The sequence below is a fragment of the Pseudomonas sp. 2FE genome (assembly GCF_005503735.1).
GTDB lineage: Bacteria > Pseudomonadota > Gammaproteobacteria > Pseudomonadales > Pseudomonadaceae > Aquipseudomonas.
In genome coordinates this window covers 1,051,402-1,075,480 of the sequence record NZ_SCMO01000001.1, presented here as the reverse complement: position 1 = coordinate 1,075,480, position 24,079 = coordinate 1,051,402, and the positions used below count along the sequence as shown (strand labels likewise).

General features: G+C 63.2%; 18 protein-coding genes and 1 pseudogene. 9 read left to right on the top strand and 10 right to left on the bottom strand.

The genetic code is table 11. The features are described 5' to 3' along the window. Nucleotides 1–46: 46 nt before the first annotated feature. The 7 genes from FFS12_RS05030 to FFS12_RS05000 all read right to left on the bottom strand — a co-directional run bounded on the left by FFS12_RS05030 (nucleotide 47) and on the right by FFS12_RS05000 (nucleotide 7,711). Complete coding sequence (locus FFS12_RS05030) at nucleotides 47–766, bottom strand: EthD domain-containing protein (RefSeq protein ID WP_137885790.1); 720 nt, start codon at nucleotides 764–766, stop codon at nucleotides 47–49. Nucleotides 767–825: 59 nt separating this feature from the next. After that, entirely contained in the window at nucleotides 826–2,403 is a 1,578-nt protein-coding gene (locus FFS12_RS05025) for a FadD3 family acyl-CoA ligase (RefSeq protein WP_137885789.1), read from the bottom strand. Between the two features lie 78 nt (nucleotides 2,404–2,481). Then, nucleotides 2,482–3,246, bottom strand: a complete 765-nt coding sequence (locus FFS12_RS05020) for an SDR family NAD(P)-dependent oxidoreductase (RefSeq protein WP_137885788.1) — start codon at nucleotides 3,244–3,246, stop codon at nucleotides 2,482–2,484. Between the two features lie 279 nt (nucleotides 3,247–3,525). Beyond that, nucleotides 3,526–4,605, bottom strand: coding sequence for a ferredoxin--NADP reductase (locus FFS12_RS05015; protein ID WP_137885787.1), 1,080 nt, complete (start codon nucleotides 4,603–4,605; stop codon nucleotides 3,526–3,528). A 157-nt stretch (nucleotides 4,606–4,762) separates the two neighbouring features. Continuing rightward, entirely contained in the window at nucleotides 4,763–5,518 is a 756-nt protein-coding gene (locus FFS12_RS05010; RefSeq protein WP_137885786.1) for a glucose 1-dehydrogenase, read from the bottom strand. A gap of 14 nt (nucleotides 5,519–5,532) precedes the next feature. Then, nucleotides 5,533–7,185 (bottom strand): FAD-binding protein, encoded by a 1,653-nt coding sequence (locus FFS12_RS05005; protein ID WP_137885785.1) that lies wholly within the window; start codon nucleotides 7,183–7,185, stop codon nucleotides 5,533–5,535. Nucleotides 7,186–7,195: 10 nt separating this feature from the next. Beyond that, nucleotides 7,196–7,711 carry a flavin reductase family protein gene (locus tag FFS12_RS05000; protein WP_137885784.1) on the bottom strand — a complete coding sequence of 172 codons (516 nt, stop codon included), beginning with the start codon at nucleotides 7,709–7,711 and terminating at the stop codon, nucleotides 7,196–7,198. A 459-nt stretch (nucleotides 7,712–8,170) separates the two neighbouring features. Here FFS12_RS05000 and FFS12_RS04995 point away from each other — a divergent pair, with 459 nt between their 5' ends. Next, the gene (locus FFS12_RS04995; protein ID WP_137885783.1) at nucleotides 8,171–9,355 is read left to right on the top strand and encodes a flavin-dependent monooxygenase; all 1,185 of its coding nucleotides are present in this window, start codon (nucleotides 8,171–8,173) and stop codon (nucleotides 9,353–9,355) included. Nucleotides 9,356–9,577: 222 nt separating this feature from the next. After that, on the top strand, nucleotides 9,578–10,711 hold the full coding sequence (locus tag FFS12_RS04990; protein WP_137885782.1) for an LLM class flavin-dependent oxidoreductase: 1,134 nt from the start codon (nucleotides 9,578–9,580) through the stop codon (nucleotides 10,709–10,711). Between the two features lie 291 nt (nucleotides 10,712–11,002). Here the strand turns inward: FFS12_RS04990 and FFS12_RS04985 are convergent, their stop codons facing one another. Further along, nucleotides 11,003–13,420 carry a GGDEF domain-containing protein gene (locus tag FFS12_RS04985; protein ID WP_137885781.1) on the bottom strand — a complete coding sequence of 806 codons (2,418 nt, stop codon included), beginning with the start codon at nucleotides 13,418–13,420 and terminating at the stop codon, nucleotides 11,003–11,005. Nucleotides 13,421–13,737: 317 nt separating this feature from the next. Between FFS12_RS04985 and FFS12_RS04980 the strand changes: the two genes are divergently transcribed. The 3 genes from FFS12_RS04980 to FFS12_RS04970 all read left to right on the top strand — a co-directional run bounded on the left by FFS12_RS04980 (nucleotide 13,738) and on the right by FFS12_RS04970 (nucleotide 16,639). After that, the gene (locus tag FFS12_RS04980; RefSeq protein ID WP_137885780.1) at nucleotides 13,738–14,046 is read left to right on the top strand and encodes a helix-turn-helix domain-containing protein; all 309 of its coding nucleotides are present in this window, start codon (nucleotides 13,738–13,740) and stop codon (nucleotides 14,044–14,046) included. Further along, nucleotides 14,046–15,347 carry a HipA domain-containing protein gene (locus FFS12_RS04975; protein ID WP_137885779.1) on the top strand — a complete coding sequence of 434 codons (1,302 nt, stop codon included), beginning with the start codon at nucleotides 14,046–14,048 and terminating at the stop codon, nucleotides 15,345–15,347. The genes FFS12_RS04980 and FFS12_RS04975 overlap by 1 nt, the downstream gene beginning before the upstream one ends. A gap of 758 nt (nucleotides 15,348–16,105) precedes the next feature. Beyond that, nucleotides 16,106–16,639, top strand: a complete 534-nt coding sequence (locus FFS12_RS04970) for an ATP-dependent zinc protease (protein WP_171011810.1) — start codon at nucleotides 16,106–16,108, stop codon at nucleotides 16,637–16,639. Here the strand turns inward: FFS12_RS04970 and FFS12_RS04965 are convergent. Further along, nucleotides 16,609–17,025, bottom strand: a complete 417-nt coding sequence (locus FFS12_RS04965) for a YkvA family protein (RefSeq protein WP_137885778.1) — start codon at nucleotides 17,023–17,025, stop codon at nucleotides 16,609–16,611. The genes FFS12_RS04970 and FFS12_RS04965 overlap by 31 nt on opposite strands. Before the next feature lie 188 nt (nucleotides 17,026–17,213). Between FFS12_RS04965 and FFS12_RS04960 the strand changes: the two genes are divergently transcribed. Continuing rightward, nucleotides 17,214–18,122 (top strand): SdiA-regulated domain-containing protein, encoded by a 909-nt coding sequence (locus FFS12_RS04960; RefSeq protein ID WP_137885777.1) that lies wholly within the window; start codon nucleotides 17,214–17,216, stop codon nucleotides 18,120–18,122. A 537-nt stretch (nucleotides 18,123–18,659) separates the two neighbouring features. Here FFS12_RS04960 and FFS12_RS04955 read toward each other — a convergent pair. After that, on the bottom strand, nucleotides 18,660–19,592 hold the full coding sequence (locus FFS12_RS04955; RefSeq protein ID WP_137885776.1) for a LysR family transcriptional regulator: 933 nt from the start codon (nucleotides 19,590–19,592) through the stop codon (nucleotides 18,660–18,662). A gap of 130 nt (nucleotides 19,593–19,722) precedes the next feature. On the opposite strand from FFS12_RS04955, the gene FFS12_RS04950 reads away from it, so the two are divergent. The 3 genes and pseudogenes from FFS12_RS04950 to FFS12_RS04940 all read left to right on the top strand — a co-directional run bounded on the left by FFS12_RS04950 (nucleotide 19,723) and on the right by FFS12_RS04940 (nucleotide 23,982). Continuing rightward, nucleotides 19,723–21,213: an MFS transporter gene (locus FFS12_RS04950; RefSeq protein ID WP_137885775.1), complete on the top strand. Its 1,491-nt coding sequence runs from the start codon at nucleotides 19,723–19,725 to the stop codon at nucleotides 21,211–21,213. A 547-nt stretch (nucleotides 21,214–21,760) separates the two neighbouring features. Beyond that, nucleotides 21,761–22,625: pseudogene (locus tag FFS12_RS04945) on the top strand (IclR family transcriptional regulator C-terminal domain-containing protein). Between the two features lie 400 nt (nucleotides 22,626–23,025). Continuing rightward, entirely contained in the window at nucleotides 23,026–23,982 is a 957-nt protein-coding gene (locus FFS12_RS04940; protein ID WP_137885773.1) for an AraC family transcriptional regulator, read from the top strand. The last annotated feature ends 97 nt before the right edge of the window (nucleotides 23,983–24,079 follow it).

Below are 24,079 nucleotides of genomic sequence, written 5' to 3'. Positions count from 1 at the left end.
AAAACGGGCCCCAGGGCCCGTTCTTTATTGCCGCGTCGGCGTTCAATCAGTCGGCCATGGCGGCCTTGAGCAGGTACTGGCTGGTCGGCAGCACATCGATCTTGTCGAAGTCGATGAAGCGCTGGCAGCTCTCCATCATCGCCGCCAGGTTGCGCTGGAATTTTGCCTCGTCGCCGACGGCGTCGAAGAACGCCTGTGGGTCGGTCATCGCCGCTGGCGGGAAGCACTCCTCGACTATGGCGTCGAACTTCGGCGCGTCCGCGTTCAGCGGGCGCAGCACCAGGTTCTGCACATACTGGAAGTTGTCCTGGGTGTCGATCGCCACCTGGGTGTGGTGGTTGTGCCAGATGTCCAACCAGGTCGCCGGATCCTGCCCGGCCGGGCGGGTCAGCAGGGCCAGCTGGGCGAAACCGTGGGTGCGTTCGCCCGGCACGGCCGGGAAGCGGGTGTTGCGGATCGGCACGGACTCGCTGACCAGATAGCCGGCCAGTCGCGCGACCGCCGACGCCAGCACTGCCTCGAACGGTTGGCGGAACTGGGCGATGGCGCTGTCGACCCACAGCGCCACGCTGCCGTCCATCAGCGGCTGGCTGTTGGCCTGGCGCAGACCGGCGGCGGCTTCGACCTGGCGGTCGACGACATTCACTTGCAGGCCGCAGGCGCCGAGGGCCAGGAGCTGGTTGGCGACTTCACCGCGCAGGCGCTGGGCGAAGGTTTCACTGTCGGTCTGGGCGTCGCGCCAGACGAGGTAGATGATCTTTTCCATTTCAGAGAGTCCTCGGTTGCGGGGTGGGGTTTTGCCAGTCTGTGCGCGTGGGACGAGCCTTAGGCTCCGGCCGCGGCCAGTTCGCGCAAGGCATTCTTGGTCACCTTGCCGGCGGCATTCAGCGGCATGGCCTGGAGCAGTTGCACCCGCCGCGGCACCTTGTAATTGGCCATCTGTTCGCGGCACCAGGCGAGCAGGGCCGGCTCCTCGATCAGGCTACCGGGTGTCGGCAGCACAAAGGCCATCGCCACCTCGCCGAGGCGTTCGTCGGGGATGCCGATCACCGCGACCTGGGCTAGCCCCGGATACTTCAGCAGGCATTGCTCGATCTCCGCCGGGTAGACGTTGAAGCCGCCGGTGATGAACATGTCCTTCAGCCGGTCGGTGATGCGCAGATAGCCCTGCGCGTCGAGTACGCCGATATCCCCGGTATGCAGCCAGCCGTCGTTATCGATGGTCTCCAGGCTGGCCTGGGGGTCGTTGAAGTAGCCCTGCATCAGGTTGTAGCCACGCACCAATACCTCGCCGGGTTCGCCTGGCGATAGCAGGTTGCCCTCGGCATCCACGCAGCAAAGTTCGATGCCAGGCATGGCCCGCCCGCTAGTGGTGGCGACCAGCTCGGGGGCGTCTCCGGGGCGGCAGATGGTGGCGAAGCCGCAGACTTCGGTCAGCCCGTAGGCGGTGATGATGGTCTGGAAACCGAGCTCATCACGCATGCGATGGATCATCTGCACCGGAATCGCCGCTGCGCCGGTCACCGCCACCCGCAGCGAGGACAGGTCGTACTGCGCCCGCTGCGGGTGGGCGAGCAACGATTGATAGAGGGTCGGTGGCCCCGGCAGCACGCTGATGCGCTCGCGCGCCACACACTCCAGCACCGCCTGCACATCGAACACCTGTTGCGGCAGGATGGTGCAGCCGCGCATCAGCGCCGCCAGCCAGCCGGCCTTGTAGCCGAAAGAGTGGAAGAACGGATTGACGATCAGGTAGCGGTCGCCCTCACGCAGGCCGACCACCGCGCTCCAGTCGCGCACCACCCGCAGGTTCTGCCCATGCTGGGTCATGACCCCTTTGGGCTTGCCGGTGGTGCCGGAGGTGAACAGCAGATCGGAGAGCGACTGCGGGTTGACCGACTCCTCACGCACCACCAGCTCGGCCGGCGAAACCTCGGCGGCCAGGGCGAGAAAATCCCTCCAGGCCAGAGCGCCGTTGCCGGCGCCGCGCAGGCTGACGATCTGGCGTAGGGCCGGTAAGGCTTCGCCTTCCAGTTGACGCGGATAGTCGACACCGAGGAACTCGCCTATCGAGAACAGCAGGCTGGCACCGCTCTCGCGCAGGACGAAGCCGGCCTCGGTGCCCTTCATCCGCGTGTTCAACGGCACCAGGGCGGCGCCGACGCTTTGCAGCGCCGTGGCCGCGACTATCCATTCCCAGATATTCGGCGCCCAGATCGCCACCCGTTCACCGGTCTGCACACCCAGCGCCAGCAAGGCGCGGGCGGCTTGGCGGCGCAGTTGGTCGAGTTCGCGGTAGCTGATCCGCCGGCCGGCCTCCTCGATGGCCGGGCTGTCGCCGTAGGCCCGTGCGGCGGCGGCCATGAGTTGCGGAATGGTGACGGCGTTTTCAACGGACGGCATGGCGCCTCCTCAGGCAGAGGATGGAAACGGATGAGAACAGCCGGGCAGGGTGCCCGGCCGGGAATCTAGAACTGACTCTTAAAGCGGCGGCGGGGCAAAGCGGCGGCCAGCGGAGAAACCACCATCGACGGCAATCATCTGCCCGCTGACGAAGGAAGCCTCGTCGGAGGCGAGGAACAGTGCAACGTTGGCCACTTCTTCCGGCTGCCCGGCACGCGCCAGCATATGCTGCGAGGCGAAGTAGGCATGGAAGGCCTCGTTCTCGCGGACCATGCTGGTCATCGGCGTCTCGATCAGGCCGGGGCAGAGGCCGTTGACCCGCACGTTGGCGTAGCCGTAGTCGATGGCCATGGAGCGGGTCAGCTGGTTGATGCCGCCCTTGGCCACGTTGTAGGCGACGTTGCCGTCGCAGCCCTGCAGACCGAAGATCGAGCCGAAGGTGATGATCGAGCCGCTGCGCTGGGCGACCATCTGCGGCAGCGCGTACTTGCAGGCGAACATGCAGCCGTTGAGGTGGATGTCGAGCATGCGCTGCCAACTGGCGGTGTCGGTCTGGGTCACGCTGCCCTGGCTGGCGACGCCGGCGGCGGTGACCAGCGCGTCGATACGGCCGAAGCGCGCTATCACCTCGGCCATCACCGCCTGGGTCTGCGCTTCGTCGGTGACGTTCAGGCGCAGGAACAGCGGCGCCGGGTCGAGACCCTGCAGGGCTTCGGCCGGCGGCTCGCCAAGGTCCAGACCGATTACTTGCGCGCCTTCCTCGGCGAAGCGGCGTACACAGGCCAGACCTATACCCGAAGCGGCACCGGTCACGACCGCTACCTTGTTCTGCAAACGTGCCATAACTGAACCTCATTATTGTTGTGGGCCAAGTTCTTCGTTCGGAGTCTAACCACAGCACGGCCGCCGGTGATCGTCCATTGGGACTAGCCGGCGATCAAGCGTCAGCCGACGGGACGCGACGAGCTTTTGTAGGAGCGGATTTATCCGCGATTGGGCCACCACAGCATCGCGGATAAATCCGCTCCTACAGAAACCAACACGGCCCCCATCTCATTCCAGCGGCCCATAAAAAACCCGGCCGAAGCCGGGAACAAAGGAACAGACGCTCAGGACAACTCCTCAATCCGGAAACTGTAACCGCACCCGTGCACTGGTTGGCCGGCTCTGGCAGGCCAGGGTCCAGCCTTCGGCCAACTCCTGGGCGCTGAGCACGTCGTTGCGCGCCAGCAGGGTGTCGCCTTCCTGTACCTTGCACATGCAGGCGCCGCAGAAGCCCTCCTCGCAGGAGGAGGGCACATCCAGGCCGGCGGCCTTGCAGCTTTGCAGCAATGTGTCGCCAGGCCGGCAGGCAATTTCGTGGAGCCGGCCATCCAGCTCCACGGCCAAGACTTCGCAAGCCGAACCGGCAGTTGCCGCACGCGCTTCGGCCTCCTGTGCCAGCAGCTCATCTGGGTCGGGCGGCGAGACGAAGCGTTCGACATGGATGCGCGCAGGCGCCTCACCCAGCGCCAGCAACGCCCGTTCCACCGTGTCCATAAAAGGGCCGGGGCCGCAGATGAAGAATTCGGCGCCGCTATGGCCGCGTACCAGGTGTCGGACTTCCTCCGCCGTCAGGTAACCGTGCAGCGAGTCCAGCACATGCACCACTTCCAGCCGCTCGCCATTGGCCTTGGCCAGCTGGCGCAGTTCATCGCGGAAGATCACCGAGCTGTCGTCGCGGTTGGCGTAGATCAGCTTGATCCGCCGCTGGCTGGTGCGCAGCGCCGACTTGAGGATGGAGAACACCGGAGTAATGCCGGAGCCGCCACCGAACAGGACTAGGTCGTGGTCGCCCGCAGTCAGATGGAAGTGTCCCGCCGGGGGCAGCACCTCCAGCCAGTCGCCGGCCTGTACCCGTTGGTTCATCCAGTTGGACACCCGTCCACCCTCGACCCGCTTCACCGTGACCTTGGGCAGCGCATCGCAATCCGGCGAGCTGGCCATGGAGTAACAGCGGGTTAGCAGCTTGCCGGCAACGGGCACGCGAAAGCTGAGGAACTGTCCTGGCTTGTAGCGGAAGCGCTCGTGCAGCTCGGCTGGCACGTGCAGCACCAGCGAGCGGGCGTCGGCAGTCTCGTCGATCACCTCGGCCACTTGCAGGCGGTAGCCGCCCAGCGTGGTCGCTTCGGCCGGGGTCAGGTTCAGCTGTTGTGTGCCCATGTTCACCTCCGCCTCAGAAGCTGTTTTCAAATTGTCTGCGCTCGGTCATGCTGCGTTAAAAATGGCTTCGGAATGCTCATTTACAGCTCGTAAACTCCGCTTCCTCAGCCATTTTTGCCTTGCCTGACCTTCGCTCGCCGAGTTTGAAAACACCTTCTCAGATCCCGCTGATCAGCTGGGCGTTGTCGACGCGGATCTCGGCGCCGTTGATGAAGCGCGACTCGTTGCTGGCGAGGAACAGCACCACGTTGGCGATGTCCTGCGGCGCGCACATGCGGTTCATCGGATCGGCGTCGAGGGTTTCCTGGGGGATCGGTTGACCACCGGTGAGGGCTTGGGTCATCGGCGTGTTGATGCCGTCCGGGTGCACGCTGTTGCAGCGGATGCGGTAGCCCTGCTGTTTGCAGTGCAGGGCCACGGAACGGGTCATGGCCGCTACCGCACCCTTGGAGGCGGAGTAGGCGCAGAACATCGGCATGCCACCCAGGGCCGCCACCGAGGACATATTGACGATCGAGCCGCCGCCGCTTTCCTTCATCGCCTGCACCGCGTATTTGCAGCCGAGGAAGTAGCCGTCGCCGTTGATCTTCTGCACCTTCTGCCACAGCTCCAGGCTGGTGTCCTCGATGCTGCCGAGGGCCAGGATGGCGGCATTATTGATCAGCACATCGAGGCGGCCGAAGCGTTCCAGGGTGAGCTTGATGACGTTCTGCCAGTCGGCTTCGCTGGCGATGTCGTGGCGGATAAACAGGGCGTTGGCGCCGATCTCGGCGGCGACCTGGCGGCCGGCCTCCTCGTTGAGGTCGGTCAACACTACTTTGGCGCCTTCGCGGGCCAGCAGCAGGGCATCCTCGCGGCCGACGCCACTGGCGGCGCCGGTGATGATGCAGACTTTGCCTTCTACGCGTTTCATTGTTGTTCTCCTGATCAGGCGGTTTCGAGTGAGGTGTGCGTGGCGATATGGGCGCCGGCGCGGCGACCGGAATAAACGCAGTCGGCCAGCGACAGGCCAGACACATAGAGGTTGGAAGCGATACCCACGGCGTTGCGTCCGGCGCTGTACAGCCCGGCAATCGGCGCGTCGGCGTCGTCCAGCACCTGGCCGCTGTGCTCGCAGACCTTGAGTCCGCCGAGGGTGATGGTCGGGCAAGGGAACAGACGGCTGTCGAAGGACAGATCGAGTGCGTACCAAGGCCCTTGTTCCAGGGCGGCGAGCATGGCCGTCGACTTGCCAAAGGCATCGGCTACCTCGCCGCGGGCGGCGCGGTTGTAAGCGGCGAGACTTTGTTCCAGTTCAGCCACCGGCAAGCCGCAGCGTTCGGCCAAGGCCGCCGGGCTGGCGGCGCGTTTGGCGTTGCACAGCAGGTTGAGCAGTACCGGCAAACGCTGGAACTGCCAGACTTTACCGGGCCCGACCTGGCGCAGCGCTTCGCGCACCAGGGCCTTATTGAGGATCAGGATGGCGCGGCCGCCCTGTTCCTCGACCATGGCGTGGCCGAGCGTGGCGCCATACACCTCTTCGTTGCAGTAGCGCTGACCGGCGCCGTTGACGATCAGCCCGCGGGCCCAGGCCAGTGGTGGGTTGATAAAGCGCCAGGCGCTGACCTTGTCCATCCGCTCCAGTGCGCCACCGGCGCTCTGCCCGAGGCGGATGCCGCTACCGTCGCAGCCAGTGGTACCCAGCGGCAGCCCAGCCAAATACTGCGACGCATGCTGGCGAACCAACGCGCGGTTGAAGATAAAGCCGCCCGCGCTCAGCAGCACGCCACGTTCGGCGCGGATCAGCCGGCGTTGGGCGTGTGCTCGTTCGATCCGCCGCAGACGCGTGCGCAAACCATCGGCCAGCGCCGGGGCATACATATGGATCGCCGTGGCCCAGCGGCTCAAGCGTCCGTGCCAGCATGCCGCGCGGCTGCCGGGCGGCAGTTGCCAGGCCTCGACGCCGAGCACTTCATCGCACTCGCTGAGGACCAGGCGGCGCACCTCGCACTGGCTGTGCAGGCGCACACCACGGCTGAGGGCGGCGGTTTTCAGCGCGGCGAACAGGCTGGCGCCGGACATCCCCGGGCCTTTTGTCCGGTGTCCGCGCGGTGCCGGCGGCGCTTGTTCGGCATAGGCCGGCACCGCTTCGTTGCCGGAGTAATAGAGGTAGTACTGGTCGCTCGGGTAGGAGGTTTTTTGCGGCGGCACGCTGGCCTCGAAGGCCACGCCCTGGCGCTCCAGCCAGGCCAGCTGCTCGCGGCTGCGGTCGCAGAAGTCGCGCAAAGTCGCGGCGGATACCGCCTCGCCGACTTCCTGACGCAGGTAGCCGAACATCGCCTCGCTGCTGTCGCTGTAGCCGGCCTGCAGCTGGTAGGGCGTACCGCCGCCGGCATAGACCACGCCGCCGCTGATCGCGGTGGCGCCGCCGCCGACGAAGCGTTCCAGGGCCAGCACGGACAACCCACGGCTGGCCGCCTCGATAGCCGCGCAGGCTCCGGCACCGCCGAAACCGACCACCAGCAGCTCAGCCTGGTCGTCCCAGGTCAGTTGCTCGGCGTTGGTCACCCGCAATGGTGCAAAAGCCTCTATCGCGCTCATACCACGCGCCTCAGCCGGCTGCCGCGAGGGTCGGCGCGGGCGCAGCGGTGGTGGTGTAGGAACCATCCAGATAAACCAGCGGGCTGATCGCCGCGCCGTTGTAAATCTGTTGGATACGGCCGATGAAGATGCTGTGGGTGCCGTAGCTGAACTTGCCGTCCTGGCGGCAGAGGATGGCCGACTGCGCATCGCCCAGATAGGGAATGCCTTCGGCGCTGCTCAGCCAATTGCCCTGTTGGAAGCGCGCCTCGCCCTTGATCGGCCCGCTGCACAGGTGCGAGAGCTGTTCCTGTTCCAGGCCGAGGATGTTCACGCAGAAGTCCGCGCCGGCATCCAGCACCGCGTGCAGGGAGGCGGTCTGGTTGACGCAGATCAGCAGTGACGGTGGCTCGGTGCTCAGCGAGTCGACCGCCGTGGCGGACATGGCGAAACGCTCGCGACCGTTGCTGGTGGTGATGATGGTCACCGACTTGGCCAGGCGGCGCATGGCTTGGAGCATCTCGGCTTTCAGGTTGGCTTCGTTCATCGCACGGCCCTCTGGTTGTGCACGGCTGGTTGTGCATGGAGTGCGATGGATTCTTGCAACGGCTCGCGGCGGCAACATCGTCCGAGGGGACTAGTCGAGCGCGCAATCCCAGTGGTTCGAGCTGCACACCGTAGGAGCGGCCCATGGCCGCGAAACCGCGTTGGTAAACGGTGCCGATTCGACAGGGGAAACCCGCGTTGCTTTTGTGGGAAGTCGGTGGCCGCGATAGCTGTGTTGAATGAGCGGCCCAATCGCGGCCATGGGCCGCTCCTACAGGATGCGTGTCCAGCCTGCGCGATGGCGAAAGAGCATATCCATATGGTCCGTTTGAGGGATGTCCGCCCGTCCAGGCATTGCTTGAATGCCCGCGTAGGCTCGGCCGCCGCTCTTCTGCAGCGCGGCCCGCCACCCGCTGAACGCGCGCCCCGGCGGACGGGGTGAACACAGGAGACCAACAAGATGCTCGACCAAGACCTGATTCGCCAGCGTCTGACCCAGCGTGCCCGCGAGCTGGTGCCGCTGCTGCGCGAGCGCGCGCCGCAGGCCGCGCAGCTCGGCCAACTGCCGGAGGAGACCATCCGCGATTTCCAGGAGGCCGGTTTCTTCCGCATCCTCCAGCCCGCCCGCTGGAAAGGTTACGAGCTGGAACCCAAGGACTTCTTCGAGGTGCAGATGACCCTCGCCGAAGGCTGCATGTCCTCGGCCTGGGTGCTCGGCGTGGTGGCCATCCACAACTGGCAGCTGGCGCTGTTCGATGACCGTGCCGCGCAAGACGTCTGGGGCCAGGACTCCAGCGTGCTGATTTCTTCTTCTTATATGCCGGTGGGCAAGGTCGAGCGGGTCGACGGTGGCTTCCGCCTGAGTGGTCGCTGGGGTTTCTCCTCCGGCAGCAAGCACTGCGACTGGGTGTTCCTCGGCGCCATGGTGCCGCCGGCCGAGGCGGGCGGGGCGCCGGACTATCGGACCTTCCTGCTGCCGCGCGGCGACTACCAGATCCTCGACAACTGGAACGTCATGGGCCTGGAAGCCACCGGCTCCCACGACATCCTGGTGGAGAACGCCTTGGTCCCCGAATACCGCACCCATCGCGCCCTGGACGGTTTCATGCAGAACAGTCCGGGCAACGCGGTGAACACCGCTCCGCTGTTCCGCCTGCCGTTCGGGCAGATCTTCGTCCGCGCCGTGTCGTCCTCGGCGATCGGCGCGCTGCAGGGCGCGGTCGACCAGTTCGTCGAGCACAACCGCGCCCGCGTCGGGGTCAACGACGGGCGCAAGATGGTCCAGGACCCGGCGGCGCAGACCGCCTTGGCCAACGCCATGGTCGTAGTCGACGAATGCAAGACGGTGCTGCTGCGCAACTTCGCCCTGATGCTGCAGCGCGCCCAGAACGGCGAGCCGCTGACGATGACCGAGCGGGTGAAGATGCGTTACGACTCGGCCCTGGTGGGCGATAAATGCGCCAAGGCGGTGTCCGAGCTGATGTTCAACAGCGGCGCCTCGACCATCTTCCGCAGCCACGTGATCAACCGCGCCTTCCGCGACATCCACACCGGCCGCGCCCACGTCGCCAACAGCCCGGCCAAGTACGCCTGGAACCTCGGCGGCGTGAGCATGGGCCAGGACAGCAGCGACTTCTTTCTCTGAAAGTCCTGCCGGCTACAAGGACGTAGGACGCTCCGCCGAGCGTAGGGCGTACTCGCGAAGCAGTACGCCATTTCCAACGGCGGACTGTTCGCTACGCTCCTGAGTCCGCCCTACGTGCTAGTCCGTTTGAGCGATTCCACCGCCGCTGCTATCCCCGAACATGGCTGCAAGGCGCACTCCCTGACCGCCGACCGACCAGCCAATTAAGTACAAGGATCAAACATGAAATTCTCACTGATCTATGAAGCCCAGACGGTGGACTCCAGCCGCGAAGGCGACCGCAAGATTTTCGAAGAAACCGTGGAGCAAGCGGTCCTCGCCGACCAGCTCGGCTTCGACACCTTCTGGTGCGTCGAGCACACCGCGCTGAGCAACTACTCGCATATGTCCGCGCCCGAGACCATGCTGGCCTTCGTCGCCGGCAAGACCGAACGCATCGGCATCGGCCACGGCGTGGTCTGCCTGCCGCCGGCGATGAACCATCCGGTCAAGGTGGCCGAGCGCATCGCCACCCTCGACCTGCTGTCCAAGGGCCGTGTGCACTTCGGCGTCGGCAAGGGCGGCACCCAGCAGGAAGCCGGCACCTTCGGCTACGACCTGGCGACCCTGCAGCCGCAGATCGACGAGGCCATGTACCTGATCCCGAAGATGTTCGTGCAGGACGAGATCGAGCATCACGGCGACTTCGTGCAGATCCCCCTGCGGCCTATCCATCCCAAGCCCTACCAGTATCCGCACCCGCCGATGTACCTGGCCTGCACCAACACCGAATCGCTCAAGCGCGCCGGCGAGCGCGGCATGGGCGCGCTGGTGCTGGGGTTTGGCGGCCCGGAGGAGATCGCCAAGAAGGTCGCCGTCTACCACGAGGCCTGGGACAACCGTGACGAGAAGGACCAGGTCGGCTTCCGTCCCAACCGCCATATCGCCGCCCTGTGCCCGGCCATCGTCCTCGACGACAACGAACAGGCACGCAAGATCGGCATCCGCGGCCAGCGCTACTTCATGGAATCCCTGGCCTATTGGTACGCCGGCGGCGAGCGTCCGGACCCGGAGAAGTGGAAGGACGACACCTTCGTCGACGGCAATGGCCAGAGCGTGATCAAGTCGCGCTTCGCCTCGGAAGAGATCACCGCGGACTTCTCCGACCCGACCATGGCGATGATGAACCCCAACCACGCCTACGGCACGGTCGAAGATTGCATCGGCTACGTGCAGCGTCTGCAGGACGCCGGCGCCGACGAGATCCTGTTCATCTGCCAGATGGGCACCGTGCCGCAGTGGGCGCAGTTGGAGACCCTGAAAAACATCGGCGAGCAGGTGATTCCCTATTTCCGCGGGCAGCCGGCCAAGGCCTGAGATTACCGAGCGTTTAACGGGCCTTAATGGCCCGTTTTTTATGGAGGTGCGGCGCGCGCGGGTATCGGCCCCCACGAGCGAGTGGCGCGGTTTGCTTTTGTCCGCATTTTGGCGGCCCCTCTCGGATAAATCCGCTCCGACAAGAGCGCGAGACCGGGGGCAGGGCGCTTGCCGGCACGGCCGTTGAGCCTGGCCAACGCGACGCTGGAGGTTGCATCTTCAGGTGAGCGATCCGTCGGCACTTCGCTTATTGCCCCAACTGCACGGGTTTGCGGAATTGCAGCGAAGTCCTCAGTGCCAGGCCGAGTGCGCTTCCCAATCGCGGAACTGCTCCGCGGGGATCGGGCGGCTGATGCTGTAGCCCTGGGCGATGTCGCAACCGAGCAGCCCAAGCTGGGTCAAGGTGGCCTGATCCTCGACGCCTTCGGCGACTACCGTGAGGTCCAGGTTATGCGCCAGTTCGATGATGGAGCGCACTATCTTCGCCGAGCTCTCGTCGCTGGTCATGCGGGTGACGAAGGACTGGTCGATCTTCAGCGTGTCCACCGGCAACCGCTGCAGGTAGGCCAGCGATGAATAACCGGTGCCGAAATCGTCGATGGCGAGGCGCGCATCGAGGCTCTTGAGCCGCAGTAGCGTCTCCAGCGCCGCCACCGGGTCCTCCATCAGGGCGCTTTCGGTCAGCTCGAACTCGATCCAGTCCGGTTGCGCGCCCCAGGTGGCGAAGGCGCCGTTGATCCGTTCGAGCAGCTTGGGATCGCGCAGGTCCTGGGCCGAGAGGTTGACCGACACCGGCCGCTCTATGCCTTCCTCGTGCCAGGCGTAGCGCTGGCCCAGCGCCGTGTCCAGCACCCAGTAGGTGAGCGGGGTGATCAGCCCGGTGCTCTCGGCCAGTTTGATGAATTCGTCGGGCGCCAGCAGGCCGTGCTGGGGATGCTGCCAACGCACCAACGCTTCCGAGCCGCACACCTTGTTGGTGGCGATCTGCAGCTTCGGCTGGTAATGCAGCAGGAGCTCGTTGCGTTCGATCGCCCGCCGCAGGTCGCCCATCAGCGCGACGCGCTGCGCGCATTCCAGATCCAGGCCGCCCTTGAACAGCGCATAGCCGCTGCTGGAGCGCTTGGCCTGCTCCCGGGCGATGCTGGCCCGGCGGATCAACGCCTCCGGGTCGGTGCCGTGACCGGGATACAGGGCGATCCCGATGCTCGCCCGGGCATCGAGGAACAGCCCGGAAAGCTCGATCGGCTCATACAGCGCCACCAGGATTCGCTGCGCCAGCTGCGAGGCCTGCTCGGCGCCGCCGCTGGGCATCAGCACCGCGAACTCGCACTCGCCGACCCGGGCCACCGCGTTCGCCGTGCCCACCGTCTGCACCAGGCGAGCCGCGACTTCCTGCTGCAGCCGGTCGGCCTCGCGGTAGCCGAGGATTTCATTGATCTCGCGGTTGCGCCCGACTTCCAACTGCAGCAGGCCGAGCGGCCGCCGCTCCTGCTTGGCGGCGGCTAGCGCTTGCTCCAGCAGCTCGTGCAGGCGAACCCGGTTCGGCAGCCCGGTGAGGGCGTCGGAGTAAGCCATGCGCTTGATGGTGGCCTCCGCCTCGGCGGCCCTGGCGCGAGTGCGCAGGGTGCTGATGCCGAAGCCCAGGTCATTGGCCGTGGCGAGCAGTAGGTCGACTTCCTTGTCGTCGAACGCCTCGGCTTGCGCCGCCATGATGACCAGCGTCCCGATCAGCTCGCCTTCGACGCGCAGGGGCAACACTATGGCAGATGCGAAACCGCGCTCGCGCGCTTCCTCGCGCAGCGGGGCCTCGGGGTCGTTGAGGATGTCGCGCAGCACCACCGGTTGACCGCTCTCGAGCGACGCGTGGATCTTGCGAATAAAGGCCATCCCCTCCGCACTGGATCCCCAGGCGAATCCGACTGCGAGGAAGCCCTCGTCGAACCCCTCGTGGGCCACGGGGCGGTAGGGCTGGTCCTCATCCCCCTGACGGTAGCCGACCCAGGCCAGGCGGTAGCCACAATCCGCCACCAGCACCCGGCAGATCTCCTTGAGCAGGGCCGGCTCGTCCGTGGCATGAATCAGCGCATGGTTGACCGCCACCCGCGTCGACAGGACGCGGTTCAGCCCCTGGATCTCCTGCTCTGCCTGTTTGCGCTTGGCCTTGGTGCGCAGGGCCTGGATGCCGAACGCCAGATCTTCGGCGGCCTCGGTGAGCAGTTCCACTTCCTTCTCGCCAAACGCATCGGGCTCCGGGGCGCCGATGCCGATGGCGCCGAAGATCTCGCCTTCGACCCGCAGCGGCTGCGACAGCACCGAGGCTATCCCGTGCTCGATCGCGCCCTCGCGCCAAGGCGCCGTGTTCGGGTCGGTCTGTACATTGCGGGTCACGCTCAGGTGGCCGGTACGAATCGCGGTGCTGGTGGGACCGTGGCCGCGCTCGGCGTCCGCCCAGGTCATGTTGAGCGAATCCACATAGGCTTGTTCGACCCCGGCATAGGCCACGGGAGTGACCGTCTTCGCCGCGTCGTGCTCGGCGCGGCCGACCCAGGCGAAGCGGTAACCGGCTTCCTCGACCACCACCCGGCAGATCTCCTGGAGCAGCGCGCATTCGTCTTCGGCGCGCAGCAGCGCCCGATTGCACCCGCTCAAGGTCCGTAGCGCCCGGTTGAGGTACTCCAACTCTTCAGTGGTGGCACATTGCGCTTGCATGGATCGCCTTCAGGTCGTGTATGACTCGTGTTGAGTATAGAACTGGCGGCCTTCCGAGGTGGGCGGGCGCTACCCAGCGGTCGCGTTACTTTTACTTGCCAGGTAGAGGGAGTCCCGCCCTGATTCGGCGCAAGGCGACAATCCGCACAGTCGTGCGGATTATCTTTAAATTTCGTCTTGGACAGATAAAATCCTCGTGGCTGTGAGGATTTCACCACCTATAGAAGCGCCTTCTAAGAAATCCTTACAATCATGCGGATTATTGATTCGTGGCTAACTAGTCCTGCAAAATCCTTGCAGGCTTGAGGATTTCACCGATGAAAGTCCAGATCGACACCGCGGACAAGCTCGGCCTGGTCATTCGCGCCAGCCGCAAGGCCATGTCCATACGCCAGGATGACGCCGCTGGCAGCATAGGCGTCAGCGAGAACTTTCTCGGCAAGGTCGAGCGCGGCGGTGAGACCGTGCAGTGGGGCAAGCTCTTCCAGGTGATGCAGGAGCTTGGCCTCAGGCTGACCGTCGAGGTGCCCGATGAGGTTGCCGACCAGGCATCGGCGAATCTCGCGAAGTACATCGGCGATTCGCTGCCCATGAAGCGCAAAGGCAACGCGGACGAGCGTCGATGATGGCTCGCCAGCTGAACGCCTGGATCAACGGCACCCTGGTGGGAACGCTGGCCGAGGAGAATGGCCTGTGGACGTTCACCTACTCGGCGCAGTGGCTCACCGCCCCTGAGCGCTACCCGCTGTGCCCGAGCCTGCCGCTGCAGCCAGACACGCATGTGGACGGTGCCACCGACCGCCCCGTGCAGTGGTACTTCGACAACCTGCTGCCGGAAGAAGGACAGCGCCAACTGATCGCCCGAGCCGCGAAAATTGGCACCGAGGACGCGTTCGGTCTGCTGGCCCATTTCGGTGCCGAATCGGCAGGCTCGATCACGCTGCTGCCGCCGGACCAGCAGCAGATTGCCGGTGAGCTGATCCCGCTCCCCGATGAGGAGCTGTCGAGGCGCATCCGCAACATGCCTCAGGTTCCGCTCGCCCAGGCGGCGCGCAAGCACATGTCGCTCGCCGGCGCGCAGCATAAGGTGGCGATCGTCTTGGACGGTGACCAGCTCATGGAGCCGTCTGGTAGCGCCCCTTCCACTCACATCCTCAAGCCCGACCATCCCGCGGAGGCATACGCGCACTCGGTCATCAACGAATGGTTCGTGATGACCCTCGCCAACAGGGTCGGGCTGAACGTACCCGCAGTCAGCCGGCGCTATGTGCCGGAGCCTGTGTACCTGATCGAGCGGTTCGACCGCCGGCACGGCCCGCACGGCTGGGAAAGACTGCACAGCATCGACGCCTGCCAACTCCTCGGTCTGGACAAGGCCTACAAGTACAGCTCAGGCAGCATCGAGCGACTCGAGGCGCTAAGCAGGCTGTGCAGCATCCCTGCAAAGGCGCGCCTGGCACTGTACCAGTGGCTTGGATTCAACGTGCTGGTGGGCAACACCGACGCCCACCTCAAGAACCTCAGCTTCATGATGAAGCCCAGCGGCGTGGCGCTGGCTCCCTTCTACGACCTGCTGAGCACCGCTGTGTACGATACCCGGTCATTCGACAAGGACCTCTGGCCGCAAGCGGTGGAGCTGGCCTGGCCCATTGGTGACGAATCCCGCATTGCGAACCTGAACCGCCAGCAGTTGCTGGCGGCCGGCGAGGCACTGGGCATCAAGCAGGCCACCGCCGGCAGCCAACTGGCGAAGCTGGTGAAGGGGGTCCGGGAGCACTCTCAAGCGATGCTGGGGGAAGTAGAGCAGGCGAACCGGGCCATCGCGGAGCAGCGTCCGGAGCTCAGGGCAACCCTGGCCGGTGAGATGCGCTGCCTGCGTGCCATAGTGACGATCGTTATTGCCGAGATGAGTGAGCAGCTGTCCTGACGCAGAGGACACCATTTTGCTCCGCGACCGCCACGACATCCTTGTTGATCGCGAGCCGGAGCGAAAGGAGTCTGCCCAGTAACTGTCGCGAAGAGTAAATCAGCGTGCGATCTGAGGACTGTTGCTGGAGAGTTCGCTGGGGTCGAACCCGGCCAGTCAGGATTGGCGACAGTCGATCGATTCTGTTGAAAAACTCCCCTGCAATTCTTGCTGCAAATGATTGCCGTGCGGAGATTGAAAAAAGTGCGCTTTTTAAGGGTGAACAGGGCCGGATTTTTCGTAGCGACGCGTAAATTGTGTGTTTTCTAGCCTCGAAGCGAGCTCCAAAAGGCCCCTGGGGTTTTTCAACAGAATCGACCCATTGCGGTCAGTCGCAGAAGTTGGTGGACAAGAAAGCGTTGTCCACCCTACACAGCTCTCAAGTTCGCGTAGGGTGAAAAACCGCGGAGCGTTTTCCACCAATGGTCATCCGGCTACCTCGCTTGGGTCGAACCCGGCCAGTCACGATCGGCAGCAGTCGACCCCTTGCGGACGGTCGAGGGTGCCCGCTATACGGGGCGATACCGTGTGACTACATCATTGGCTTAGCTATCAAGTTTTTCACGGCTACACCATCACTCAGCCTTGAGTAGCGGTACGGCATATCATGCCTTTTGCGGTGGGTTGAGCCCCTCCATCGTCACTCAGCTTCGGGCTAACGCTCTTTTCACATCCGATCAGCTATGTTCAGCCATCTTTTGCCTGAAGGTACTTGCTTGATGAATCGCTTGACCACGTGGACTCTCACGCTAGCCGTGCTGCTAGCCACGCCTATGGCTTTCTCTGCAACAGCATCCGCGACCGCTCCCAAAGTCTTCGGCTGGGTTGAAGAAGGGCGGATCCAACCGGAAAACATCTCGGTAAAGATCAAACTGGATACCGGTGCGCTGACCTCGTCGATGGATGCCAAGGATCTGGAGCGGTTCGAGAAGGATGGGGAGAAGTGGGTTCGCTTCAACGTCGAGGTCAAAGATAGCGACACGGGCAAAATGGTCAGCGCACCTTTCGAGCGCCGCGTCGTCCGGAACGTGAAGGTTCGCGGTGCCGGCGGAGCGGAACGACGCCCAATCGTTCTGATGAAGATATGCATCGGCAACCGTGTCTATAACGAGCAGTTTTCTCTCAATAACCGAGGCAAAATGAACTACCCGGTGCTCATTGGGCGAAACACCCTTGAGCACCTGGGCCTAGTGGATGTCACCAAGACCTTCACGATGGAGCCTCATTGCGGCAAGGACTCGTCCGCTAAATAGCGGGCGAAGAACCACCAGCCGCATACCAGCGCCACTAGCCAGATCATCACGATCAGCCCCGCGGCCATCCGGCTGACCGGGCGTGGTTCTTGTCGCTGCTCCCATTCAGTCGCCCGAAACCGGCACTCATTGAGTACCTCATCAGGCATCAGTCGCATGACTAATAGAATCCCGAGCGGCAAAAGGATTAAGTCGTCCAGATAACCCAGGACGGGGATGAAGTCAGGTATCAAATCGATGGGACTGAGTGCATACGCAACCACGCAGACAGCTAGGGCTTTCGCGAGCCACGGCGCCTTGGGGTGCCGGCAGCTGAACCAAAGCACCATGATTTGGCGCTTTATGCTCCGCGCCCAGGTTCGCAGGCTGTCGATCACGCGTCGCATTGGAGTCCTCAAAGTGAAGTTTTGGCATGGCAGAGTCGTCAAGCATGACAGAGCGCCGACGCGTCTGTCGGGTTGGCGTGCCTTCAGATCTTTCTCGTGATGCACATCAGAGTCCATCTCAAAATCAGGAAAACTTACCAATGATAAGCGCTGCTGAAAGCTGGGTTATCACCGTAAAAAAGCCCTCAATGAGCCGCAAAACCAAGCTGTGGATTCTAGGTGTGTCGCTCTTCGCCAGCATCGGCTTTGGTGTCTCTGAGTTCCATCATTGGGATGAAAGATTTTACTTCTATCTGAAAAGCCAGCTGAACGCCGCAGCGTGGGAAGGCAAGAGCATCTGGCTGCCGGACTACACGGTTTATATCGACGCCAAGCCAGTCAAAGGCATCGAGAAGAATCTCTCCTCCATCGTCTATGACCATGACCAAGACCGCCTATTGGCCGTTATCAACGGTGGCCCGACAGAACTCGTTTCATTGAATAAAACGGGTGAAGTCACTGGAAGATACCCTCTGGAGGGCTTTGGTGATATCGAAGGTCTCGCCTACATGGGGAGCGGCCGTGTAGTGGTCGTCGACGAGCGTACTCAACAGCTCAGTTTCTTCAAGCTGCCGACAACACCGCAGAGCATTCACCTTCAAGATGCGCAGTACCTGTCCTTGGGCTTCAACCTGAATGGTAATAAAGGCTTCGAGGGGATCACCTACGATGCCGCAAATGATCGGCTGTTCGTGGTGAAAGAAAGGAGTCCAAGGCAGCTCTTCGAGATTTCCGGGGTGGGAGCAAGCCTCGGACAGCGGATGCAAATCAAGATTCGTGACTTGACCTCATGGATTGACGACAAGGTGTTTGCCACGGATCTTTCGGACATCCATTTCGATCCTAAAACCAAGCATCTGGTCATTCTGAGCGATGAGTCGAAACTCCTCATGGAGATGACCGAGGAAGGGGAAATGGTCAGCTTCCGAACCTTTGTCGGGTGGCTGAGTGACCTTGCAAAGTCGGCCCCTCAGCCTGAGGGCGTGACCCTGGACAATGATGGCAATCTCTATGTAGTCAGCGAGCCGAATCTGTTTTACGCCTTCCGCAAGGAGTAAGCGCAAAGCTTCCGGCTTAACCACACCAAGGCAAAGGATATGGAAGTGCTTGCAGCCACATCGACCCGAGTCATCCCCCGTACGGTCTGAGCGAGTCGGACTTCTAGGGATAGCGCTTGTGGAGGTGAAGAATGGCAAAACGTCTCAAGCCATTATCCATTCACCGGCCGCTTCTGGCCGAGGCTGTGTAAAAAAGTAAATTCTGGACGTTTTAGGGAGTGCTTGCCCTTACCCAATAGGCGATCGTGGCGTATACGCGATTACAGGAGGTCGATTTTTGATCGAGTCGATCTCAGTGCACGTTTTTACACAGCCTGGGCCGGTAGCAGCCAGTCCCCCTGGCCGTTTTCGACCCTGTGCGGACTTTCGCTTACTACGAATTCATTAGCGATCATGCGTGTTTCAGGTTCTGTGGGTGATTTCCGTCAGGATTGGCCGGTGTTCTTCCGTTCCATCCAGGGCGATATGAACGGCAATCGAGGAAATCCGCCTATCCATGCGACAACGACATGGCGAGTTCATTCTCGCGATATCAGTTCAGTCTTCGGCAGCTTGTCCGCCGCTCGTAGAAGCGCTGAGTTGCTCCGCGCAAACGTCCCGAACGCATTCGCGCAACCAGCGATGCGCTGGGTCGGCATCCATCCGCGGGTGCCAGAGCATGGAAACCGTGATCTCCGGCGGGGTGACCGGAAGGGGAAAGCTATACATTCCGGCGCGCAGGTTTCCAGTGTGCCGTTCGGGAACAGTGGCGATCAGGTCTGAAGCACGAGCCAGCGCCAGCGCTGCTGAAAAGCCACCGACGATGGTGACGGTCTCTCGCTCCAGTCCCAACGGCTTCAAGGCTTCATCCATCGGCCCCTCGTCGTGGCCCCGTCGCGAGACCAGGACGTGCATGCCGGACGCATAGCGGGAGGGGGTGATCTCGCCCTGGCTCAGCGGGTGCCCCATGCGCACGACGCCAATGAAACGGTCCCGGAACAATGCCCGCGTGCGCACCTCCGGACTAGTCGTGTCCCCGACAACGCCAGTGTCCAGATCGACGCTTCCCTCGCGCAGTGGCGCGCTGTCCTTGTCTAATTTCTGCACGAAGCACAGCCGCACGCCAGGCGCTTCCGCACTGATGCGCGCAATGAGAGCAGGACCGAAGTTTTCCACGAAGCCGTCTCTGATCCGTAGCGTGAAGGTTCGTACGAGCTGCTTGAGGTCGAGCCTCTCGGCGGGGCGTAGAACGGCTTCTGCGTCCTGCACGAGCCGAGCGACCCGCTCGCGGAGTTCGAGCGCTCGGGGCGTAGGAACGAGGCCGCGCCCGGCCCTGACCAACAGCGGATCGCCTGTCGTCTCACGCAATCGCGCCAGTGCCCGGCTCATGGCCGACGGACTCAGCCGCAAGCGTTGAGCAGCACGCGCAACGCTGCCTTCCGCGAGCAGCACATTCAGGGTGATCAGCAAGTTGAGATCGGGCGTCGACATGCATCGACCGTAGCACGGTTCGATTGTCATATGGCGTCAGATGCATGAATAAAGTGCAAATGCTGCGCCTTCCGCCATGCCAACCAGGGAATTACGCTTCTGACAGCCATATCTCAGGAGTCGCCAAACAATGAAGTTCATGTCGAAGCCAATCACTGCCGGAATCGATGAGGCAGTTGCGGACAGTGCGGAACGCATATCCTCAGTGAAGTGGGCGCTGGCCAGCCTTTCGCTATCCATGTTGCTGTCCTCGCTGGGTACCAGCATCGCCAATGTCGGCTTGCCGACCTTGGCGCAGGCGTTCAACGCGTCCTTTCAGGATGTCCAGTGGATCGTCCTCGCCTATCTCCTGGCCATCACCACTCTGATCGTCAGTGTCGGGCGACTCGGTGACCTGACTGGTCGCCGGCGGCTGATGCTGGCCGGGATCGTCCTGTTCACGGCCGCCTCGGCCCTGTGCAGTGTCGCGCCCGTGCTCTGGCTGCTGATCGCCGCCCGCGCGGCGCAGGGGTTCGGAGCCGCCATCATGCTGGCCCTGACCATGGCGTTCGTCGGTGAGACGGTGCCGAAAGAGAAGACCGGGAGCGCCATGGGGCTGCTCGGCACGATGTCGGCGCTCGGCACCGCGCTCGGCCCCTCGCTCGGCGGCGTGCTGATCGCCAGCCTCGGTTGGCGGGCAATTTTTCTCATCAACCTACCGCTGGGGCTCCTGACATTTCTGCTGGCCTATCGCTACCTGCCCGCTGATCGCCAGATGTCGAAGATGGATCGCGCCCGCTTCGATACTCTGGGTACGCTGCTGCTCGCTCTGACGCTCGCGGCTTATGCACTCGCCATGACGATGGGGCACGGCCGTTTCGGCCTGCTCAACCTGGCGCTGCTGTGCACCGCCGTCTGCGGCGTCGGCCTCTTCGCGCTCGCCGAGGCGAAAGCGCCGTCGCCCCTGATCCGCTTGGCGATGTTCCGCAATCCGCTACTGAGCGCGGGCTTCGCGATGAACAGCCTGGTCATGACGGTGATGATGGCGACGCTGGTGGTTGGCCCGTTCTATCTCTCCGGCGCGCTGGCGCTCGACGCCGCCCGTGTCGGACTCGTCATGTCGTCCGGTCCGATTGTCTCCGCGCTGACAGGTGTGCCGGCAGGCCGCCTCGTGGACCGGTTCGGCATACAGCGCATGACCATCGCCGGGCTCATCGCAATGGCGGTCGGCGCCTCCATCCTGCCCATGCTGCCGACGAGGTTCGGCGTTCTGGGTTACATCGCCCCGCTGGTCGTCATCACCGCCGGCTATGCGTTGTTCCAGGCGGCCAACAACACGGCCGTCATGGCGAATGCTCGCCCGGAGCAGCGAGGCGTCATCTCCGGCTTGCTCAACCTGTCGCGCAATCTCGGGCTCATCACCGGCGCATCCGTTATGGGCGCGGTGTTCGCCCTCGGAGCGGCGACGACCAACATCATGACGGCGCATCCTGAGGCTGTTGCGGCCGGCATGCGCATCACGTTCACCGTCGCCGCGGTTCTGATCGTCATCGCCTTCGCCATCGCGCTTGCAAGTCATGCCCTTGCGCGGCGCGCTGTTCCTGCAAATCCTGAACAGGAGGATGGCCGGGGCCCTGAATAAGCGAGGTAGCCTGGATATCTCTCGGTGGAAAACCGCTCCGCGGGTTTTCCACCCTACACGGAGTATCCGGCACCGTAGGGTGGACAACGTTTTACTTGTCCACCAGCTTTTCTGCGGATGCCTGCTTCACGCCCTGAACCGGTTGGGTGGCTCGCGGAAGCTGTCATTCCCTTTGCAAATGCGTGATCAGATTGAGTGCACATGACTGGTCAGTGGCAGCGCAAACAGGAGCACGTGAGGTGCAATTACTCAGGGGCCGCTGGAGCTGCTTGGCGAGGGCAGGGCGGCCGTGGATCGTGCCATTGCGCCAAGCGCTGCGGCCCTGAAAACCAGTCCCGAACATGCTCGTGACATGCCGGGAGTCTGGCGCCTGGTGGGGGAGTGCGGCTTCACCTCGTGAGCGAAGCCGAGCCGGGCGCCCCTTGAATACCTGACCAGTGGCTTGAGCACGGGGCGCCAGAGGCAGCGCCAAGGTAGAAGCCCTGTCAGCTGAGGTCAATTGCGATTATCGAACTTTGGTTCGATAATCGGCCGACACTTCGGCTCCATTGCCTGCAAGGACAAGAACAATGAGCGACGACTCCCGTGTAAGCCTGCCACCACTAGCCCCTCCGATCATCGCCTCGCCGGCCAAGCGGATCGAGGCCCTGAGCGGCGACCCGAACTTCATGACCTCCCTGGCCAGGGGGCTCGCCGTTATCCACGCGTTTCAGGAGCGCAAGCGCCACCTGACCATCGCGCAGATCAGCCACCGTACCGAGATTCCCCGCGCGGCGGTGCGCCGCTGCCTGTATACCTTGATGAAGCTGGGTTACGTCACCACCGACGGGCGCACCTACTCGCTGCTGCCCAAGGTGTTGACCCTGGGCCACGCCTACTTGTCCTCGACCCCGCTGGCGGTCACTGCCCAGCCGATCCTCGACCGCCTCAGCGAGCAACTGCACGAGGCCTGTTCCATCGCCACCCTGGAGGGCGACGAGATTCTCTATCTGGCGCGCTCGGCCACGCCGCAGCGGTTGATCTCGGTCGATCTGAGTGTCGGCAGTCGCCTGCCGGCCTATTGCACGTCCATGGGGCGGATTCTGCTCGCGGCCCTGGATGACGCGGCACTGAGCGACTACCTCGGACATGCCGATCTGCAGGTGAAGACCTCGCGCACCGTACACACCCCCGAAGCACTGCGGGCCAGCATCGAGGAGATCCGCCGGCAGGGCTGGGTGGTGATCGACCAGGAGCTTGAGGTCGGCCTGCGTTCGGTGGCGGTGCCGGTCAGGGATTCGGCCGGGCAGGTGCTGGCAGCCCTCAACGTCGGCACCCATGCCGGTCGAGTGACCCGCAAGGAACTGGAGTCGCGCTTTCTGCCGGCGTTGCTGGAGGCTAGCAAGGAACTCAGTGCGCGGTTATTCCCTTAGTCGGTTAGTCGCTATTTGCCGGTAAAGCCGTTCGATTATCGACTAGTAGGTCGATAATCGAATTGTGCGGGTGGGCAGCACGCCTTACTGTTCAGCTTGCAGCACTCCATCTGGCGTGCGCCCAGATAAAAACAATGAGACGTTGCCGTGACTAAACTTCTGCTATCAGCGCGCAAGCGCACCTCAACCCGAGGCCGGATGGCTGTATTCAGGCGCGGATGCAGCGCGACCCGGATGTAGCCTCGGAATCTGACCAATAGGGTGTGGGGCAGGGCTGACCGCCCATCTGTTGGTCTGTTGTCCGACAATCCGTGGCATAGAATCCGTTGATTAGCCGTAATCTGTGGCGTGGATGCCTGTGCCGCGAGAGTCGAGTAATGACATTAAGAACGTCTTGCGTATGAATAGCCGCCTGCTGAGTGAACGCAGCATGGTGTTTGAGCGTGGCGACCCCTACGAGGTGTCTGGCTACGTCAATCAGCATGTGGGCACCCATTGCATTCGCCTGCCCGCTACCGGCCATCCGCTGTCCAGTCTCAGCCACCGCAAGTTCGCCAGCCTGGATCTTTGCCAGATCAGCTATGGCGGCAAAGTGCGGGTTACTTCCCCGGCCCTGGAGAGCATCTTTCACCTGCAGATCCTGTTGAAGGGGCATTGCCTGTGGAAGGGCCGCGAGCAGGAAAAATTCCTCGCTCCCGGTGAGCTGTTGTTGATCAATCCGGATGATCCGGTCGATCTGACCTACTCGGACGATTGCGAAAAATTCATCCTCAAGCTGCCGGTGTCGCTGCTCGAAACCACCTGCAACGAGCAACGCTGGCTGAAGCCCAGCGAAGGCGTGCGTTTCACTCAGAACCGCTACCGCCTGCAGGAGCTCGAAGGCTTTGTCGGCTTGCTTGGCCTGGTTTGCCAGGAGGCCGAGTCCGACCTGATCCTGCCGAGGATCAGTGAGCACTACTCGCAGATCATCGCCAGCAAGTTGCTGACCCTGCTCAAGACCAACGTCAGCCGCGAGGAGCTGTGTTCGCAGGCGGCTTCGTTCGAGCGGATTGCCCATTACATCGACAGCAATCTCAAGCAGGACATCTGCGTCGAGCAATTGGCCAGCCAGGCGCATATCAGCCTGCGCTCGCTGTATGCCTTGTTCGAGCGGTATGCCGGCAGCACGCCGAAGAGCTACATCCGCGGCAAGAAGCTGGAGCTCATCAATGCCTGCCTGAGCGACCCCAGTTGTAGCGTGCGCAATGTCACCGAGATCGCGCTGGATTACGGCTTCCTGCATCTCGGACGCTTTTCCGAGAGCTACAAGCTCGCCTTCGGCGAGCTGCCTTCGGACACCCTCAAGCGTCGCGGCTGAAAAGCTGCGGCTGAGTACCGTATTGTCGTTTCCCGGTTAAACGCATCTGCGCAACTGCCAGTAAGCCCTGGTGATAGCAGGGGCGAGCTATTCGTCT

Coding starts and splice junctions, on each gene's coding strand:
- FFS12_RS04970 (WP_171011810.1), top strand. CDS start 16,106: ATGAATCGCTTGACCACGTGGACTCTCACGCTAGCCGTGCTGCTAGCC.
- FFS12_RS04995 (WP_137885783.1), top strand. CDS start 8,171: ATGCTCGACCAAGACCTGATTCGCCAGCGTCTGACCCAGCGTGCCCGC.
- FFS12_RS05020 (WP_137885788.1), bottom strand. CDS start 3,246: ATGGCACGTTTGCAGAACAAGGTAGCGGTCGTGACCGGTGCCGCTTCG.
- FFS12_RS04975 (WP_137885779.1), top strand. CDS start 14,046: ATGGCTCGCCAGCTGAACGCCTGGATCAACGGCACCCTGGTGGGAACG.
- FFS12_RS04940 (WP_137885773.1), top strand. CDS start 23,026: ATGAATAGCCGCCTGCTGAGTGAACGCAGCATGGTGTTTGAGCGTGGC.
- FFS12_RS04960 (WP_137885777.1), top strand. CDS start 17,214: ATGAGCCGCAAAACCAAGCTGTGGATTCTAGGTGTGTCGCTCTTCGCC.
- FFS12_RS05005 (WP_137885785.1), bottom strand. CDS start 7,185: ATGAGCGCGATAGAGGCTTTTGCACCATTGCGGGTGACCAACGCCGAG.
- FFS12_RS04990 (WP_137885782.1), top strand. CDS start 9,578: ATGAAATTCTCACTGATCTATGAAGCCCAGACGGTGGACTCCAGCCGC.
- FFS12_RS05025 (WP_137885789.1), bottom strand. CDS start 2,403: ATGCCGTCCGTTGAAAACGCCGTCACCATTCCGCAACTCATGGCCGCC.
- FFS12_RS05010 (WP_137885786.1), bottom strand. CDS start 5,518: ATGAAACGCGTAGAAGGCAAAGTCTGCATCATCACCGGCGCCGCCAGT.
- FFS12_RS05015 (WP_137885787.1), bottom strand. CDS start 4,605: ATGGGCACACAACAGCTGAACCTGACCCCGGCCGAAGCGACCACGCTG.
- FFS12_RS04965 (WP_137885778.1), bottom strand. CDS start 17,025: ATGCGACGCGTGATCGACAGCCTGCGAACCTGGGCGCGGAGCATAAAG.
- FFS12_RS04985 (WP_137885781.1), bottom strand. CDS start 13,420: ATGCAAGCGCAATGTGCCACCACTGAAGAGTTGGAGTACCTCAACCGG.
- FFS12_RS05000 (WP_137885784.1), bottom strand. CDS start 7,711: ATGAACGAAGCCAACCTGAAAGCCGAGATGCTCCAAGCCATGCGCCGC.
- FFS12_RS04955 (WP_137885776.1), bottom strand. CDS start 19,592: ATGTCGACGCCCGATCTCAACTTGCTGATCACCCTGAATGTGCTGCTC.
- FFS12_RS04980 (WP_137885780.1), top strand. CDS start 13,738: ATGAAAGTCCAGATCGACACCGCGGACAAGCTCGGCCTGGTCATTCGC.
- FFS12_RS05030 (WP_137885790.1), bottom strand. CDS start 766: ATGGAAAAGATCATCTACCTCGTCTGGCGCGACGCCCAGACCGACAGT.
- FFS12_RS04950 (WP_137885775.1), top strand. CDS start 19,723: ATGAAGTTCATGTCGAAGCCAATCACTGCCGGAATCGATGAGGCAGTT.